This is a genomic window from Bacillus cereus group sp. MYBK14-1 (assembly GCF_051916885.1).
Classification (GTDB): Bacteria; Bacillota; Bacilli; order Bacillales; family Bacillaceae_G; genus Bacillus_A; species Bacillus_A cereus.
Genome location: NZ_JBQAHM010000033.1, coordinates 1 through 14,896, shown reverse-complemented (window position 1 = coordinate 14,896; position 14,896 = coordinate 1). Strand labels below are relative to the sequence as shown.

Below are 14,896 nucleotides of genomic sequence, written 5' to 3'. Positions count from 1 at the left end.
GTATTAGGCACGCCGCCAGCGTTCATCCTGAGCCAGGATCAAACTCTCCAATAAAGTTAGTTTGTCTAGCATCTAAAATAAAAATTGACGTTTCACGTTGTTTGTTTCGTTTAGTTTTCAAAGTTCAATATCGCGTTTCAGCGACTTTTATAATTTAACATTTTGCGTTAAATCTGTCAACAACTTTTTTCTTTCGTTCCTGACGACGCTTATTAATTTACCATATTAATCATTTAATAGTCAACACTTTTTAAAAAAATGCCAAAATAATTTTATCTTGGCATGATATAAAGCTTAATAATCACTAATGCTGCCACACCCGGTAGACCTAATAAACTCGTTATTGCTGCTGTACCCATGTTAATTGGGATATGAAAATCAAAATATGTCCCTACAACATTTACGATAAAAAGCAATGCTATTCCTAAAGTAACATGAAAAATCACCTTACCTATAAAACGTAATGGCTTAGAGGCAACACCAAAAACAAGAAAAATAAATACTAAAGTAAGAATACCAACAATAATAATTGTAGAATTCATTTTTTCCTCCTTATGAATGACCTATACATCTATTTGTATGGGACAAGACAATAAAAAAGAACAGTTATCATATGCAGCATCTCTTTCATATACACTAAATAAAACAATACCTCAGCACTTAAAAAACAAAATAAAAAGGCCTGCTTAGAAAGCAGAACCTTTTACCATTGTTCCATTTTTACAGGACGACGCTTTGCTTCTTTCAACAAAAAGAAATATTTCGCCTCTGCTATTTTCAAAGAACAAATGACATCTTGAGACGGTTCTACACTTTGTTCGACCATTCTCTTCTGACGTAACCACTCATTCTTCACTTTTTCCAAAAGTACAATTAACTTATCGTCATACTCTTTACGCAATTTACCCTTTTTTTGAAAGAACATTTTTGTTTCTCCTCTTATACTTCTCTGCGCCCTTCTAACGCTTTGGATAATGTCACTTCATCTGCATATTCTAAATCTCCACCAACTGGCAGACCATGTGCAATACGAGTTACTTTAATGCCTGTAGGTTTTAAGAGGCGGGAGATATACATCGCTGTAGCTTCCCCTTCAATATTAGGGTTTGTTGCTAATATCACTTCTTGTACCGTTTCATCATGTAGTCGCTTTAAGAGTTGCGGGATATTAATGTCTTCCGGTCCAATTCCCTCCATAGGAGAAATCGCACCACGTAACACATGATATACACCTTGATACTCTTTCATTTTTTCCATCGCGATTACATCTTTCGGTTCTTGCACGACACAAACAACTGATTGATCTCGATGTGAATCATTACAAATATAACAAGGATCACGATCAGTAATATGTCCGCATACAGAACAGTACGCTAAATCTCGCTTCGCATTTACAAGTGCTTTCGCGAAACCTAACACATCATCTTCTTTCATATCTAATACGAAAAATGCCAATCGAACCGCTGTTTTCGGTCCGATACCTGGCAACTTCATAAAACTATCGATTAGTTTTGATATTGGTTCTGGATAATGCATGTATCAATATCCTCCTAGAACATTCCACCTGGTAAGTTTAAGCCTTTTGTAAATTTACCCATTGTAGAGTTTGAAAGCTCATCAGCCTTTTTAAGTGCATCATTTGTTGCAGCTAATACTAAGTCTTGTAACATTTCGATATCTTCTGGATCTACAACTTCCTCTTTAATCTTCACTTCAAGAATTTGCTTGTGACCATTTGCAATAACTGTAATCATTCCGCCGCCAGCTGTACCTTCAACTGTTTTTTCACCAAGCTCTTCTTGTGCTTTCGCCATGTCCTTTTGCATCTTTTGCATTTGTTTCATCATGTTATTCATATTTCCCATTCCGCCACGCATCATAATTAATTCCTCCTAATTATTATTACTCTTTTATTTCAATGAGTTCTTGCCCTACTAACTTCACTGCCTCTTCTATAAGAGGGTCTTCCTTTTTCTCCGGGCTTTCTTCAGACTCTCCACCTTCACGTTGTAAAAAGTCTTCACGGATTTTACCCCATTCACTTTTTGGAATGGCAATCATATTTAACCTTTTACTTAGCAATTCAAATAAAGCTTGTTCTACTGTATCCATAGCTTCTCGATTTTCGCTCGCCATCTTACAGTGAATCTCATATTGAAATGCTAAAACGTAAGTGTCATCTGAAGCTGCCACTGGTTCACTATTTTCAAGCAAAACGGCAAACGCTACTTTGTTATATGATTTGAGTCTTCCTAACAACTCACCCCATACAGCTTTTAATTGTTCTAAATCTTGACGCTTCGCTTGTTTTAATACTTCATTTACACGTCCAACAGGAATTTTCATACTTCCTGTTCGTACCGGTTTTGGTGTTGCACGTGTCTCTCTTACTTCCTGTTGTACACCTGCTGGCACACCGTTCTTTTTGACTTGCTCTAACTCTTTCTCCAGTTGCTGCATCCTGTTCATAATTGCTTGCAAACGATCTGTACCATTTGCTTGCATCATAAACTGTTGACACAATTGCACCATAACAACTTCTAAGAAAATACGCGGATGATTTGTCCACTTCATTTCCTGTTGTCCCTTACTAAGGGTATGAATAATCTCATAGATCACTTCCGGTTGCATTTCTTCACTCAACTTACGGAATTGATCATCTACAATTACTCGTTCCAACATATGTTCTAGTTGTGGTGAAGTTTGATATAAAAGCATATCACGATAATAGTAAATGAAATCCTCCATAAAACGAACTGGATCCTTCCCTTTACTCATCATTTCATCTATGATTTGCAATGCTCTTGATACATCATTTTCACGTATGCACTCTACTAAATTGCCTAAGTATTGCTGAGAAACAGATCCTGTTACGGCCAATACATCTTCTGTCGTAACAATCTCATCACTATAAGATATAGCCTGATCAATAAGACTAAGCGCATCACGCATACCACCTTCGGCAGCACGCGCAACAATTTGTAATGCTTCACCTTCCACTTGCGTACCTTCATTTGTCACGACCGTTGATAATCTCTCAACAATATCATTCACTGATATTTTTCGGAATTCAAAGCGCTGACAACGTGAAATGATTGTAGGTGGGATCTTATGAGGTTCTGTTGTCGCCAAAATAAAGATAACATGTCCTGGCGGCTCTTCTAAGGTTTTTAAAAGCGCATTGAATGCACCCATAGAAAGCATGTGAACTTCATCAATAATGTATACTTTATATTCTACAGCACTTGGAGCGTATTTTACTTTATCTCTAATATCTCGAATTTCATCTACACCGTTATTTGAAGCCGCATCAATTTCTAATACATCTGAAATGGATCCTTGTGTGATTCCTAAACAAGAAGGACATTCATTACAAGGTTCAGCTACCGGAGCATGTTCACAGTTAATTGCTTTTGCAAATACTTTTGCAATTGTCGTTTTTCCTGTTCCCCTCGGGCCAGAAAATAAATAAGCATGTGAAACTTTCTCTTGAAGAAGGGCATTTTGCAACGTTTTTGTCACGTGCTTTTGACCGACTACATCTTCGAACTTTTGCGGTCTCCATGTTCGGTATAACGCTTGGTATGACACGAAAATACGGCCTCCCTCAAAGGTTATTATCTCATTTATTATAACCCATTCTGTTTATAGATTCCAAAAGTTATTTTCTATACAAAAAACTCACCTTTGTATTAAGGTGAGTTTTGTATACATATATAACTGCCGTGCACCCTCCGTCGATTACGTACCATAAGCGTTACTCAAGCAGTTAGCTCGGTTCAGGCACTCCTGCGGCACACGAGAAGACCCGCTTATTGCTGCTTCCTTCCGGACCTGACAAGGTTCACGGGGTCCCGTTGCGCAGGACCCAAACGTCAACACCACTTACTTAAGGCAGACCTTACAGCAACATAACCTCGAGAGGGGATTCGGCCTCGCTAGAGCGGATTGCGAGTATAGGGCACCGCTACCTCCCCGCTTAGCACGGCAAAGTTAAAACCAATATTCGGTTGCCTTCATTAAAGGCATTATCAGTATAACTTGTTTCTTTAGAAAATGCAAATACGTTAGTTCCCAGTATTCTTCTCTAATTTTTTTATTGCTTTTCTTTTTTTACGAAGCTCTCTAAAAAAGTTTGTTAACAACGTACCGCATTCTTCCTCTAGTACACCAGATACTACTTCACATTGATGATTGAAGCGTTCATCCGTTAAAAGATTCATCAATGTCCCTGCACATCCGCCCTTCGGATCACTTGCACCATATACAACTCGCTTCACTCGTGATAAAACAATTCCACCCGCACACATTGGACAAGGTTCTAATGTTACATACAATGTTGCATCTTCTAAACGCCATGTCCCTAATTTTTTACATGCATCATCTATCGCTAGCAACTCAGCATGAGCTATTGATCTTTGCTCAGTTTCCCTTAAATTATGGGCAACACTAATTACCTCACCATCTAACACTATAACTGCTCCAATTGGTACTTCCTGTATTTCCTCTGCCTTTTTAGCTTCTTCTATCGCTAATTGCATAAAATAAATATCTTGATCTTGTTCCATAACATAGTCCTTTCATTACAAATAAAGTACACTTATTTCCATTTACTACACAGGGGATAACTTTTACAAATTCAATCCACCCTAAAAGAAAAAAGAGAGGGGATTACATATGAAAAATACCGCCTTGCTCATTATCGATATGATTAATGACTTTCAATTTTCCCACGGACCCATTCTAGCTAAAAAATGCGAAACTATAACAAACCCTATTTTACAATTAAAGAAAAAAATGAAATCCTTCGGCTATCCTATAATTTACGTTAATGACCATTATCAACTTTGGAGATCTGATATCGACCAACTTATTACTCATTGCACAAATGAATATAGCGAAAATATAATCCATAAGATTGCTCCAAGTTTTGATGAGTACATTTTTATTAAACCACATTATTCCGCTTTTTATGAAACACCTTTAAATTCATTACTAGGTTATTTAAAAATAGAAAATCTAATATTAACAGGGGTTGCCGGAAATATATGTATCCTATTTACAGCTAATGATGCTCATATGAGAAATTATAAATTGTATGTACCACAGGATTGTATCGCCTCTAACAACGACCAAGATAATATACATGCTTTAAAAATAATGGAAACTACATTGAAAGCAAATATAACATCATCAACCAAAATAAAATTTAATTAATACATATATCTATTTTCTAACTTTTTATATCAAATTAACCCGCTCGCTTCCCTCTTGTGCTACAATAATTCTGTTTTGTGTTTTTAGTAGTCACGGTAAATCACTGATTGAAAGGAGGAAACAGCGTGACCGGAGTACCATTTATCACGGTTGAAGGACCAATTGGTGTTGGAAAAACTTCACTTGCGAAGGAAATTTCAACTCACATGCAACTCCACTTACTAAAAGAGATTGTTGATGAAAATCCCTTTTTAGGAAAGTTCTATGAAGACATCGACGAATGGAGTTTTCAAACAGAGATGTTCTTTCTTTGTAATAGATACAAACAATTAGAAGACATTAACATAAAGTACTTGAATCAAAGGAAACCAGTAGTAGCGGATTACCATATCTTTAAAAATTTAATTTTTGCATCCCGCACATTAAAAGACTCTCAATATGACAAATACATGCAAATTTATCGTATCCTTACACAAGATATGCCTGTGCCAAATGTCATTGTTTATTTAACAGCTAGCCTAGAGACATTGCAAAAACGAATCGCCATGCGCGGAAGAGAATTTGAAAAAAACATGGATCCAAATTACTTACTACAGCTCACAAAAGATTATGAAACAGCAATGGATGCTTTTAAAAAAGATCATCCGGAAATACCAGTATTGAAATTTAATGGCGACGATATGGATTTTGTAAAAAATCCTGATGATTTAAACGTTATCCTATCTGCCCTTCAAAATACTCTCTTAAAGGAGTCGAAATAATAATGAATTTAAGGCAAAAATATGATATACCCAATGACGCAGTAATCACTATCGCCGGAACAGTAGGTGTGGGTAAATCAACTATGACAACTGCATTAGCTAATGCTTTAGGTTATCGCACATCATTTGAAAAAGTAGATTCCAATCCATATTTGGACAAGTTCTATGCGGACTTCACTCGCTGGAGCTTCCACCTACAAGTGTACTTTTTAGCAGAACGATTTAAGGAACAAAAAAGAATTTTTGAATATGGTGGCGGTTTTGTTCAAGATCGTTCCATTTACGAAGACACTGGAATTTTCGCAAAGATGCATCATGAAAAAGGAACAATGACGGAAACTGATTATGAAACATACAAAGGTTTATTTGACGCTATGGTCATGACTCCTTACTTCCCTCATCCAGACTTATTAATTTACTTAGAAGGTTCTTTCGATGATATTGTCGATCGTATTCAAGAACGCGGGCGCCCAATGGAACAGCAAACACCAATTGAGTACTGGAAAGAAATGCATGGACGTTATGAAAACTGGATTAACAACTTTAATTCATGCCCTGTATTACGCTTAAATATTAATGAGTACGATATTTTAAAAGATGGTGATTCAATCGAACCAATCATAAAAAAAATTGGCCATTTTTTAAAACAAACACGTAAACTTGTAAAATAAAAAACCCGTGCATATGCACGGGTTTTCCTATTAAATTACTTCTTCTTTGTTGGAGCAATAATTTCACTCTCAGGTTTTCCTGCGTTAATGCGCTGACGAACAGTACTTGTACTAATATCGTATGCTTCAGCAATCTCTTTAACAGTCATTTCTTTCCCGTTAATTACTGCCGTTAATACTTTACCTGTACGTTTTGGAGCTGCTTCTTTCTTTACAGCTGCTTTTTTAACTTGTTTTGGCGCCTCTACTTTACTCGTAGCTGGTTTTACATCACAAGTACAACCACAAAGTTTACGGAATGTATCATCACTAATAATGCGTGATACGTTTGCACCACTGTTTAAAATTCTATTGTTCTTACAGACAGGACATTGTACATAATATAAAGTTTTTCCATCTAAAGGAAACGTTTGTATAATAAGATCCATGTTGACTCCTTTCATATCTATGAAGATAATCATCGGAATATGAGTGTGTAATAAGGACAAAATTACCTTACACCATACTTTATGATTGGTTTTAAAATAAAAACTCGTTACGTGTTGGTAACGAGTTCTCCAATCTCCACTTATATGCGCTGTTGTCAATTATATCTGGAGGAGGTAGAGGGATTCGAACCCCCGCGCGACTCTCGCCGCCTGTCGGTTTTCAAGACCGATCCCTTCAGCCAGACTTGGGTATACCTCCATATTGACATCAAATATAATATCAAAAGAAAAACAGTTAGTCAACCCTACTAAAATAAATTATGAGGAAAGGAAAATTTTACTTTCCCCTTCCTACATTACAGTACTGACAACGCTCATAATTACCAATCACTCATACCGATGAATGTTTAAATTTACTTAATAACTGTTTTTCCTCCCATATAAGGGCGAAGAACTTCTGGAATTATAATTGTACCATCTTCTTGTTGGTAGTTCTCTAAAATAGCTGCAACCGTACGTCCAATTGCAAGACCAGATCCATTTAATGTATGAACATGTTCTGGTTTTCCATTTGGTTCACGGCGGAAACGGATATTTGCACGTCTCGCTTGGAAAGCTTCAAAATTACTACAAGAAGAAATTTCACGATATGTGCCATAGCTTGGAATCCATACTTCAATATCGTATTTCTTCGCTGCTGTAAATCCTAAATCGCCTGTGCACATGCTCATAACGCGATATGGCAACTCTAATAATTGTAACACGCGTTCTGCATCATTTGTTAACTTTTCTAACTCTTCATAAGAATCTTCTGGTTTTACGAACTTCACAAGCTCTACTTTATTAAACTGATGCTGGCGAATTAAACCACGTGTATCACGTCCAGCTGAACCTGCTTCAGAACGGAAGCAAGAGCTAAATGCAGCATATCTTATAGGCAATTGCTCTTTATTTAAAATCTCATCACGATGCATATTCGTTACAGGTACTTCAGCTGTTGGAATTAAGAAGTAATCTTCACTTTCAATACGGAATGCATCTTCTTCAAACTTTGGAAGTTGTCCTGTTCCTGTCATACTTGCACGGTTTACCATATATGGAGGTAATACTTCTTCATATCCATGCTCATCAGTATGAAGATCAAGCATAAAGCTAATTAAAGCACGCTCTAATCTTGCACCAGCACCTTTGTAGAATACGAAGCGGCTTCCTGTTACTTTCCCAGCGCGTTCAAAATCTAAAATTCCTAAATCAGTAGCAAGATCCCAATGTGGTTTTGGCTCATAAGTAAATTCTTTCACTTCTCCCCAAGTACGTGCTACTACATTATCATCCTCTGTTTCACCAACTGGAGCAGATTCATGAGGGATATTTGGAATAGATAACATTAATCTTTCTAAGTCTTCTTCAACTGTACGAAGTTCGTTATCAAGATCCTTTACTTTTTCTCCAACTTCACGCATTTCTAAAATTAGAGCTTCTGCATCTTTCTTTTCGCGCTTTAATACAGAAATTTGTTGAGATACTTCGTTACGTTTACTTTTTAATTCTTCTGTCTGAACAAGTAGTTCTCTTCTTCTCGTATCAAGTTCTTCAAAACGTCCGAAATCAGTTAAATCTTCGCCTCTATGCTGTAATTTCGCTTTTACTTCTTCAAAGTTTGTACGTAAAAATTTAATATCAAGCATTATATACTCCTCCTTTTATTTTATAAAACACAAAAAACTCCCGTCCCTATATAAAGGGACGGGAGTTAACCCGCGTTGCCACCCTAGTTGAAAGCATTACCGCTTTCCTCTCAAGTAGAAATAACGGCTCTTCACCGGGAATGCTTACTAATCCAAAAGATATTCCACATTCCATTCCAGGATGGATTCACAAACTGTTTCTATCGATTTCCACCAACCATCGACTCTCTATAAGAAACGACATTTGTTACTATTTCCTATCAACACGCTTATTTTATAAAATTGTTACCATCAATTTACTATAATCTTATACAAGTTGCAAGTTACTTATACAACTTTTTTCATTTTCGCTTCTTTTACCATTTCAACAAAGTATGCTGTCACACGATGATCATCTGTTAATTCCGGATGGAATGAAGCAGCTAAAAACTGATCTTGTCTTACCGCTACCATTCGGTCACCATGCTTAGAAAGCACTTCAACATTATCAGCTACTTCTACAACATACGGCGCACGGATAAATACACCAACGAAGTCTTCACCCACGCCTTCAATTGAAAGCGCAGCCTCAAAACTATCCTTTTGGCGTCCGAACGCATTGCGCTCAACTGTAATATCCATAGCACCAATATGTGCTTCTTCATAGCCAATAAGTGTTTTCGCAAGAAGAATCATCCCTGCACATGTACCAAACATTGGTTTACCAGACTTTGCAAATGTACGAAGTGGTTCCATGAAAGCATACTTATCAATAAGACGGCGCATTGTTGTACTTTCACCGCCCGGTAAAATAAGACCATCAATCTCTTCAAGTTGCTCTATACGCTTTACAACAACAGCTTCTGCACCACTTGCTTCAACTGATTTTACATGCTCACGAACTGCACCTTGAAGACCTAGTACACCGATTTTCACCATTTTAAAGTTCTCCTTTAATTACCATCCACGCTCTTGCATGCGTTGTTCTGGTAATAACGTTGAAATTTCGACACCCTTCATTGCATTACCTAATCCTTTAGAAAGGCTTGCAATTAGTTCGTAATCTTCATAATGAGTCGTTGCTTCAACGATTGCACGTGCAAATTTCTCTGGGTTTTCTGATTTGAAGATACCAGATCCAACAAATACCCCATCAGCACCAAGTTGCATCATTAATGCTGCATCTGCTGGTGTTGCTACACCACCTGCCGCAAAGTTTACAACTGGTAAGTGACCAAGACGTTTAATTTCAAGTAATACTTCGTAAGGAGCGCCAGTATTTTTTGCATATGTCATTAACTCATCTTCACGTAGACTCGCAACTTGACGGATTTCTGCATTGACTTGGCGCATATGACGCACTGCCTCTACAATGTTTCCTGTTCCTGGTTCACCTTTTGTACGAAGCATAGATGCACCTTCTGCAATACGACGTGCAGCTTCTCCGATATCACGGCAACCACATACAAATGGAACTGTGTAATCACGTTTATTTAAATGGTATACTTCATCAGCAGGAGTTAATACTTCACTCTCATCGATATAGTCTACCCCTAATGATTCTAATACACGTGCTTCTACAAGGTGACCGATACGGCATTTTGCCATAACCGGAATTGACACCGCACCCATAACTTCTTCAACAATTGTTGGGTCTGCCATACGAGAAACGCCACCTGCTGCACGAATATCTGCTGGTACACGCTCTAATGCCATAACGGCAACTGCGCCTGCCTCTTCTGCAATTTTTGCTTGTTCAGCGTTAACTACGTCCATAATAACGCCGCCTTTTTGCATTTCTGCCATTCCACGTTTTACACGTTCTGTCCCTGTTACATTTGTCATGTACAAAAACCCCCCTAGGTGAATTGCTTTCCCCCGTTAAAGGCGAAAATTAAGAATACTCTTACATTCTACCACTAACTATCAGATGCTTGTCTACTACTTTTTCATAAAGTCGGTATGAAAAATAGGAATAAAAAAAAGCTCCTATCGTGAGGAGCTTTTAAAACCAACCTTTTACTGTATCAACAGCACTATTCCACATACCACTAAAGAATGAACCAATTCCGCGCATAGCACGAGTAAACCAGTTTGCTTCTTCTACTTCAGATGTCGTTACAAGATCCACTTGCAGTGACTTACCAGTTAAAAATCCAGGGTCGTTTGTATCTTTTGGCGTAATTACCATTTGACCAAGCGCAGCTCCCTTTTTAATAGGTGCTTCTTGTCCCTTACTTGATTCTTTTAATTCTGTTTTATAAACATCTTTACTTCCTTTTGGCACTGGAAGTGAAATAGCTTGTTTCGTTTGAACTGCTACATCTTTATCTTTCGCATTTTCTACTCGTACTGTTTCTTGTCCTTTTACTGAAGAACCTTTTTTATACATTTGTTTCACTTCAAAGTTAGCAAATCCATAATCATATAGCTTCTTTGTTTCATCAAAACGTGCTGTATGAGAACTTGTTTTAATAACTACAGAAATAAAACGCATTCCGTTTCTTTCAACCGTACCAGTGAAGCAATCTCCTGCTTCTGGAGTTGAGCCTGTTTTTAGGCCATCTACGCCATCATATTCTTTAACTAAGCCCTTTAACATCCAGTTCCAGTTCGACATTCCAAACTTCTCTTTTTCTGGACGGAATTCTTTTTTAGGGATTTTTGCTGTATCTAACACTTTTGGATAATCTTTAATTAAATGTTGTGCTAAAGTTGCAACGTCCTTTGCAGACATTTTATTTTCTTCATCCGCTGTTGTTCCTTCAGGATGCATTCCCTTTAAATCTTTATTCGTTAAACCTGTAGAATTGACAAATTTATAATTTTTTAACCCTAGTTCTTTCGATTTGTCATTCATCATTTTTACGAAGTCTACTTCTTTACCTGCAATTGCTTCTGCTAATGCAATTGTTGCACCATTTGCAGAAAAGATTGCCATTGCTTCGTATAACTCTTTTACTGTATAAGAGCCACCATTTTCTAATGCAACATTTGATAATGAAGCATCTTGTGAAACCTTATATGCATATTCAGAAACCTTAATTTTCTGGTCCCACTTAAGTTTTCCTTTATCCACTGCTTCGTGAACTAAATATTCACTCATCATCTTTGTCATACTAGCAATGGATAATAATTCATCTGCATTCTTTTGATATAAAATTTTCCCAGAATTCGCTTCTACTAAAATTGCCGCACCTGCTTCAATGTTTAAAGCGGCTCCTGTTTCAGCTGATGCATTGCTATATGGCATAAAAATGCTACAAGCTAGTGTAAGCACTGTTACCAAAGCAATGAATCTTTTGCAAAACATACCTTTCACTTTTGCTACCCCCAATATCTATGTACTCACATAACCGTTATTCTAACATAATCAAAAAAAAATAGACAGAGATATCAAATCTCTGTCTATTTGTATATAAGACATTATAATGAGTAGTTTGGAGCCTCTTTTGTAATTTGTACGTGATGAGGATGACTTTCACGTAAGCCAGCACCTGACATACGAATGAATTGTGCATTTTCGCGTAAGAATTCTAAATCCTGTGCTCCGCAATATCCCATACCTGCACGTAAGCCACCAACTAATTGGTGAACTGTATCTGCTAAAGGTCCTTTATATGGCACTCGTCCTTCAATACCTTCTGGGACAAGCTTTTTATTACCTTCTTGGAAGTAACGATCTTTACTTCCTTTTTCCATCGCACCGACAGAACCCATACCACGATACACTTTAAATTGACGACCTTGGTAAATTTCAGTTTCTCCAGGGCTTTCTGCAACACCTGCAAACATGCTACCTAGCATAACAACATGTGCTCCTGCCGCTAAAGCTTTCACCATATCACCAGAGTACTTAATACCACCATCAGCAATAACTGGAATACCGTGTTTACGGGCTTCTGTTGCACAATCATAAACTGCAGTTAATTGTGGTACACCAACACCGGCTACAACGCGTGTTGTACAAATAGAACCTGGTCCAATACCAACTTTAACTACGTTTGCACCAGCTTCAATTAATGCTTTCGTTGCTTCAGCAGTAGCAACATTTCCAGCGATAATATTTAGTGATGGGTATTTAGCACGAACTTCTTTTACCTTATCAATAACACCTTTAGAATGTCCATGTGCTGTATCAAGTACAATTGCATCTACACTAGCTTTTACTAATGCATCGATGCGAAGCATAGCATCCGCTGTTACACCAACTGCTGCTCCAACTAATAAGCGTCCTTGCTTATCCTTAGCAGAGTTTGGGAATTCAATTACTTTTTCAATATCTTTTATTGTAATAAGCCCTTGTAATACACCGTTATTATCAACAAGAGGGAGTTTTTCAATTTTATACTTTTGTAGGATCTTTTCAGCTTCTTCCAGTGTAGTACCAACTGGAGCTGTAATTAATTGTTCTTTTGTCATTACGTCAGAAATTTTGATTGAGTAGTCTTGGATGAAGCGCATATCACGGTTTGTAATAATACCAACTAATTTTCGCTCATCTAAATTATTTACAACCGGTACACCTGAGATACGATATTTTCCCATAAGATGTTCTGCATCATATACTTGATGTTCTGGAGTTAAGAAGAAAGGATCTGAAATAACGCCGCTTTCAGAGCGCTTTACTTTATCAACTTGCTCTGCTTGTTGCTCAATAGACATATTCTTATGAATAATTCCTAAACCACCTTGGCGAGCCATTGCAATAGCCATGTCAGCTTCTGTTACTGTATCCATTCCTGCACTAATTAACGGGATGTTTAGCTGTAAGCTTTCAGATAAAACTGTTTTAACACTTACTTCTCTTGGTAATATATCTGACCTAGCTGGTACAAGTAATACATCATCAAAAGTCAAACCTTCTTTAACAAATTTAGATTCCCACATAATTGTTCCCCCTATGATACCAGAAATTATTATTAGTAGCTTATCAATTGGTTAAAATACTGTCAAGGACGTATATATATGTTAGAATTTTTAGACAATAAAAGGAGCGTAATATATGCATCAAACATCTTGTACTTGGCAGCAGTTAAGTTTCTTTTTTTCATCTCAAAACGTACAACGTTATCTTGCCCGTTGTTATGAAAAATCCTCTATTCAGGATGCAGAAAAAAAAAGTTTTGAAAATTGTTATCCCTTTATTTATTACTTAGAACACGGGAAAAATTATTATGAATTATATAAGACAGCTCCATTTTCCATTCAACCAATGTTGTTATTTTATGGAATTAGTCAACTGTTTAAAGCATGCCTACTAACTATTGACCCTAACTATCCTGAATCCACTACTGTTTTAGCTCATGGCGTTACAACTCGCAAACGAAAAAAACAAGGGTATCAATTTTTAGAAGATGAGGTGAAGGTACAAAAAAACGGATTGTTTACTCATGTTGCAGAACAACTGTTTCACATGAAACACTTAGAAGCAGAAAAATTTAACATGTTAGAACTAATGGGAAATATTCCAGAATTACAAAATTTATTTCGTTATAGTCAAAAAGGATCAACTTTATATAAAATTGATTCAACAATTAAAAATGAGCTCTCCTTTTCAGTCAACCTACTAGATCGATTACATATGACTAAAGAGAGATTTTCTCGTTACATTGAAACATCTTGTAAGCATTTATCAATACAACATGTACCTGAGAAGACTAATGAATCGAATTTACTTTTTACAGCGCCTATTCAATCATGGAATCCTATGTACAGTACTCCTTTATACTATGAACATCTTACTAATACTTATTATTTGCCACTTACGACTGACCCTAGAAATCCTAAGCCAATATTACCTGAACTCCTCATTCATTATTTATTGCTCTATAATTTAAGCATGATTTCTAGATATGAAACAGATTGGTGGTATGACTTACTTGGAAGTTATGGTTCTGAAGATTATCCATTTATTTATCAATTTCTAAGTATTTCTGCTCAAAAAATCCCTTACTATATTTCAAATTTTTTATTAATGGAACCAAATCTATTTCATGGGAAATAAAAAAACACAAGTCAAATGACTTGTGTTTTTAGTTGCTTGGCGACGTCCTACTCTCACAGGGACAAGGTCCCAACTACCATCGGCGCTAGAGAGCTTAACTTCCGTGTTCGGTATGGGAACGGGTGTGACCTCTCTGCCATCATCA

At 36.9% G+C, this 14,896-nt stretch carries 16 protein-coding genes, 1 tRNA gene, 1 rRNA gene, 1 other RNA gene and 1 other annotated feature; of the genes, 4 read left to right on the top strand and 15 right to left on the bottom strand.

The window, feature by feature from the left end:
• Positions 1 to 272 precede the first annotated feature (272 nt).
• From ACTFR3_RS29920 to tadA, 7 genes are all read right to left on the bottom strand, one after another.
• The gene (locus tag ACTFR3_RS29920) at positions 273 to 542 is read right to left on the bottom strand and encodes a pro-sigmaK processing inhibitor BofA family protein (RefSeq protein WP_001089273.1); all 270 of its coding nucleotides are present in this window, start codon (positions 540 to 542) and stop codon (positions 273 to 275) included.
• 161 nt (positions 543 to 703) lie between these two features.
• Positions 704 to 925 carry a YaaL family protein gene (locus tag ACTFR3_RS29915; RefSeq protein ID WP_000466019.1) on the bottom strand — a complete coding sequence of 74 codons (222 nt, stop codon included), beginning with the start codon at positions 923 to 925 and terminating at the stop codon, positions 704 to 706.
• Positions 926 to 939: 14 nt separating this feature from the next.
• The gene (gene recR / locus ACTFR3_RS29910; protein WP_000559169.1) at positions 940 to 1,536 is read right to left on the bottom strand and encodes a recombination protein RecR; all 597 of its coding nucleotides are present in this window, start codon (positions 1,534 to 1,536) and stop codon (positions 940 to 942) included.
• 14 nt (positions 1,537 to 1,550) lie between these two features.
• On the bottom strand, positions 1,551 to 1,877 hold the full coding sequence (locus ACTFR3_RS29905) for a YbaB/EbfC family nucleoid-associated protein (RefSeq protein WP_014894853.1): 327 nt from the start codon (positions 1,875 to 1,877) through the stop codon (positions 1,551 to 1,553).
• 25 nt (positions 1,878 to 1,902) lie between these two features.
• Positions 1,903 to 3,591: a DNA polymerase III subunit gamma/tau gene (dnaX, locus tag ACTFR3_RS29900; RefSeq protein ID WP_000121587.1), complete on the bottom strand. Its 1,689-nt coding sequence runs from the start codon at positions 3,589 to 3,591 to the stop codon at positions 1,903 to 1,905.
• A 132-nt stretch (positions 3,592 to 3,723) separates the two neighbouring features.
• Positions 3,724 to 3,988, bottom strand: an RNA gene (gene ffs, locus ACTFR3_RS29895) — signal recognition particle sRNA large type.
• 79 nt (positions 3,989 to 4,067) lie between these two features.
• Positions 4,068 to 4,568, bottom strand: coding sequence for a tRNA adenosine(34) deaminase TadA (gene tadA, locus ACTFR3_RS29890; protein WP_000434329.1), 501 nt, complete (start codon positions 4,566 to 4,568; stop codon positions 4,068 to 4,070).
• Positions 4,569 to 4,677: 109 nt separating this feature from the next.
• Between tadA and ACTFR3_RS29885 the strand changes: the two genes are divergently transcribed.
• The 3 genes from ACTFR3_RS29885 (at position 4,678) to ACTFR3_RS29875 (ending at position 6,649) form a co-directional block, all read left to right on the top strand.
• Positions 4,678 to 5,217 (top strand): isochorismatase family cysteine hydrolase, encoded by a 540-nt coding sequence (locus tag ACTFR3_RS29885; protein WP_000798724.1) that lies wholly within the window; start codon positions 4,678 to 4,680, stop codon positions 5,215 to 5,217.
• Positions 5,218 to 5,342: 125 nt separating this feature from the next.
• A complete protein-coding gene (locus ACTFR3_RS29880; protein ID WP_000148218.1) occupies positions 5,343 to 5,978 on the top strand; it encodes a deoxynucleoside kinase in 636 nt (211 codons plus the stop codon).
• 2 nt (positions 5,979 to 5,980) lie between these two features.
• Positions 5,981 to 6,649, top strand: a complete 669-nt coding sequence (locus ACTFR3_RS29875) for a deoxynucleoside kinase (protein ID WP_001053585.1) — start codon at positions 5,981 to 5,983, stop codon at positions 6,647 to 6,649.
• 35 nt (positions 6,650 to 6,684) lie between these two features.
• Here the strand turns inward: ACTFR3_RS29875 and ACTFR3_RS29870 are convergent, their stop codons facing one another.
• The 7 genes from ACTFR3_RS29870 to guaB all read right to left on the bottom strand — a co-directional run bounded on the left by ACTFR3_RS29870 (position 6,685) and on the right by guaB (position 13,634).
• The gene (locus ACTFR3_RS29870) at positions 6,685 to 7,077 is read right to left on the bottom strand and encodes a DUF3797 domain-containing protein (RefSeq protein WP_000364193.1); all 393 of its coding nucleotides are present in this window, start codon (positions 7,075 to 7,077) and stop codon (positions 6,685 to 6,687) included.
• A gap of 166 nt (positions 7,078 to 7,243) precedes the next feature.
• Positions 7,244 to 7,336 (bottom strand) — tRNA-Ser (locus ACTFR3_RS29865).
• 154 nt (positions 7,337 to 7,490) lie between these two features.
• A complete protein-coding gene (gene serS, locus ACTFR3_RS29860) occupies positions 7,491 to 8,765 on the bottom strand; it encodes a serine--tRNA ligase (protein WP_000884187.1) in 1,275 nt (424 codons plus the stop codon).
• Positions 8,766 to 8,816: 51 nt separating this feature from the next.
• Positions 8,817 to 9,038 (bottom strand) — a binding site (T-box leader).
• A 54-nt stretch (positions 9,039 to 9,092) separates the two neighbouring features.
• Positions 9,093 to 9,683, bottom strand: a complete 591-nt coding sequence (gene pdxT / locus ACTFR3_RS29855; protein ID WP_000238785.1) for a pyridoxal 5'-phosphate synthase glutaminase subunit PdxT — start codon at positions 9,681 to 9,683, stop codon at positions 9,093 to 9,095.
• Between the two features lie 18 nt (positions 9,684 to 9,701).
• Positions 9,702 to 10,589 carry a pyridoxal 5'-phosphate synthase lyase subunit PdxS gene (pdxS, locus tag ACTFR3_RS29850; protein ID WP_440045153.1) on the bottom strand — a complete coding sequence of 296 codons (888 nt, stop codon included), beginning with the start codon at positions 10,587 to 10,589 and terminating at the stop codon, positions 9,702 to 9,704.
• Positions 10,590 to 10,749: 160 nt separating this feature from the next.
• Entirely contained in the window at positions 10,750 to 12,057 is a 1,308-nt protein-coding gene (gene dacA, locus ACTFR3_RS29845) for a D-alanyl-D-alanine carboxypeptidase DacA (protein ID WP_124749816.1), read from the bottom strand.
• Positions 12,058 to 12,170: 113 nt separating this feature from the next.
• On the bottom strand, positions 12,171 to 13,634 hold the full coding sequence (guaB, locus tag ACTFR3_RS29840; protein WP_000264088.1) for an IMP dehydrogenase: 1,464 nt from the start codon (positions 13,632 to 13,634) through the stop codon (positions 12,171 to 12,173).
• A gap of 115 nt (positions 13,635 to 13,749) precedes the next feature.
• On the opposite strand from guaB, the gene ACTFR3_RS29835 reads away from it, so the two are divergent.
• Positions 13,750 to 14,751: a YaaC family protein gene (locus tag ACTFR3_RS29835; protein WP_000554287.1), complete on the top strand. Its 1,002-nt coding sequence runs from the start codon at positions 13,750 to 13,752 to the stop codon at positions 14,749 to 14,751.
• Between the two features lie 34 nt (positions 14,752 to 14,785).
• Here the strand turns inward: ACTFR3_RS29835 and rrf are convergent.
• Positions 14,786 to 14,896, bottom strand: a 5S ribosomal RNA gene (gene rrf, locus ACTFR3_RS29830); the annotation flags it as partial.

Excerpts from the sequence above, each read along its gene's own strand:
- dacA (WP_124749816.1), bottom strand. The coding sequence starts at position 12,057 with ATGTTTTGCAAAAGATTCATTGCTTTGGTAACAGTGCTTACACTAGCT.
- ACTFR3_RS29885 (WP_000798724.1), top strand. The coding sequence starts at position 4,678 with ATGAAAAATACCGCCTTGCTCATTATCGATATGATTAATGACTTTCAA.
- recR (WP_000559169.1), bottom strand. The coding sequence starts at position 1,536 with ATGCATTATCCAGAACCAATATCAAAACTAATCGATAGTTTTATGAAG.
- ACTFR3_RS29875 (WP_001053585.1), top strand. The coding sequence starts at position 5,981 with ATGAATTTAAGGCAAAAATATGATATACCCAATGACGCAGTAATCACT.
- ACTFR3_RS29905 (WP_014894853.1), bottom strand. The coding sequence starts at position 1,877 with ATGCGTGGCGGAATGGGAAATATGAATAACATGATGAAACAAATGCAA.
- pdxT (WP_000238785.1), bottom strand. The coding sequence starts at position 9,683 with ATGGTGAAAATCGGTGTACTAGGTCTTCAAGGTGCAGTTCGTGAGCAT.
- tadA (WP_000434329.1), bottom strand. The coding sequence starts at position 4,568 with ATGGAACAAGATCAAGATATTTATTTTATGCAATTAGCGATAGAAGAA.
- pdxS (WP_440045153.1), bottom strand. The coding sequence starts at position 10,589 with ATGACAAATGTAACAGGGACAGAACGTGTAAAACGTGGAATGGCAGAA.
- ACTFR3_RS29915 (WP_000466019.1), bottom strand. The coding sequence starts at position 925 with ATGTTCTTTCAAAAAAAGGGTAAATTGCGTAAAGAGTATGACGATAAG.
- ACTFR3_RS29835 (WP_000554287.1), top strand. The coding sequence starts at position 13,750 with ATGCATCAAACATCTTGTACTTGGCAGCAGTTAAGTTTCTTTTTTTCA.
- ACTFR3_RS29870 (WP_000364193.1), bottom strand. The coding sequence starts at position 7,077 with ATGGATCTTATTATACAAACGTTTCCTTTAGATGGAAAAACTTTATAT.
- serS (WP_000884187.1), bottom strand. The coding sequence starts at position 8,765 with ATGCTTGATATTAAATTTTTACGTACAAACTTTGAAGAAGTAAAAGCG.
- guaB (WP_000264088.1), bottom strand. The coding sequence starts at position 13,634 with ATGTGGGAATCTAAATTTGTTAAAGAAGGTTTGACTTTTGATGATGTA.
- ACTFR3_RS29920 (WP_001089273.1), bottom strand. The coding sequence starts at position 542 with ATGAATTCTACAATTATTATTGTTGGTATTCTTACTTTAGTATTTATT.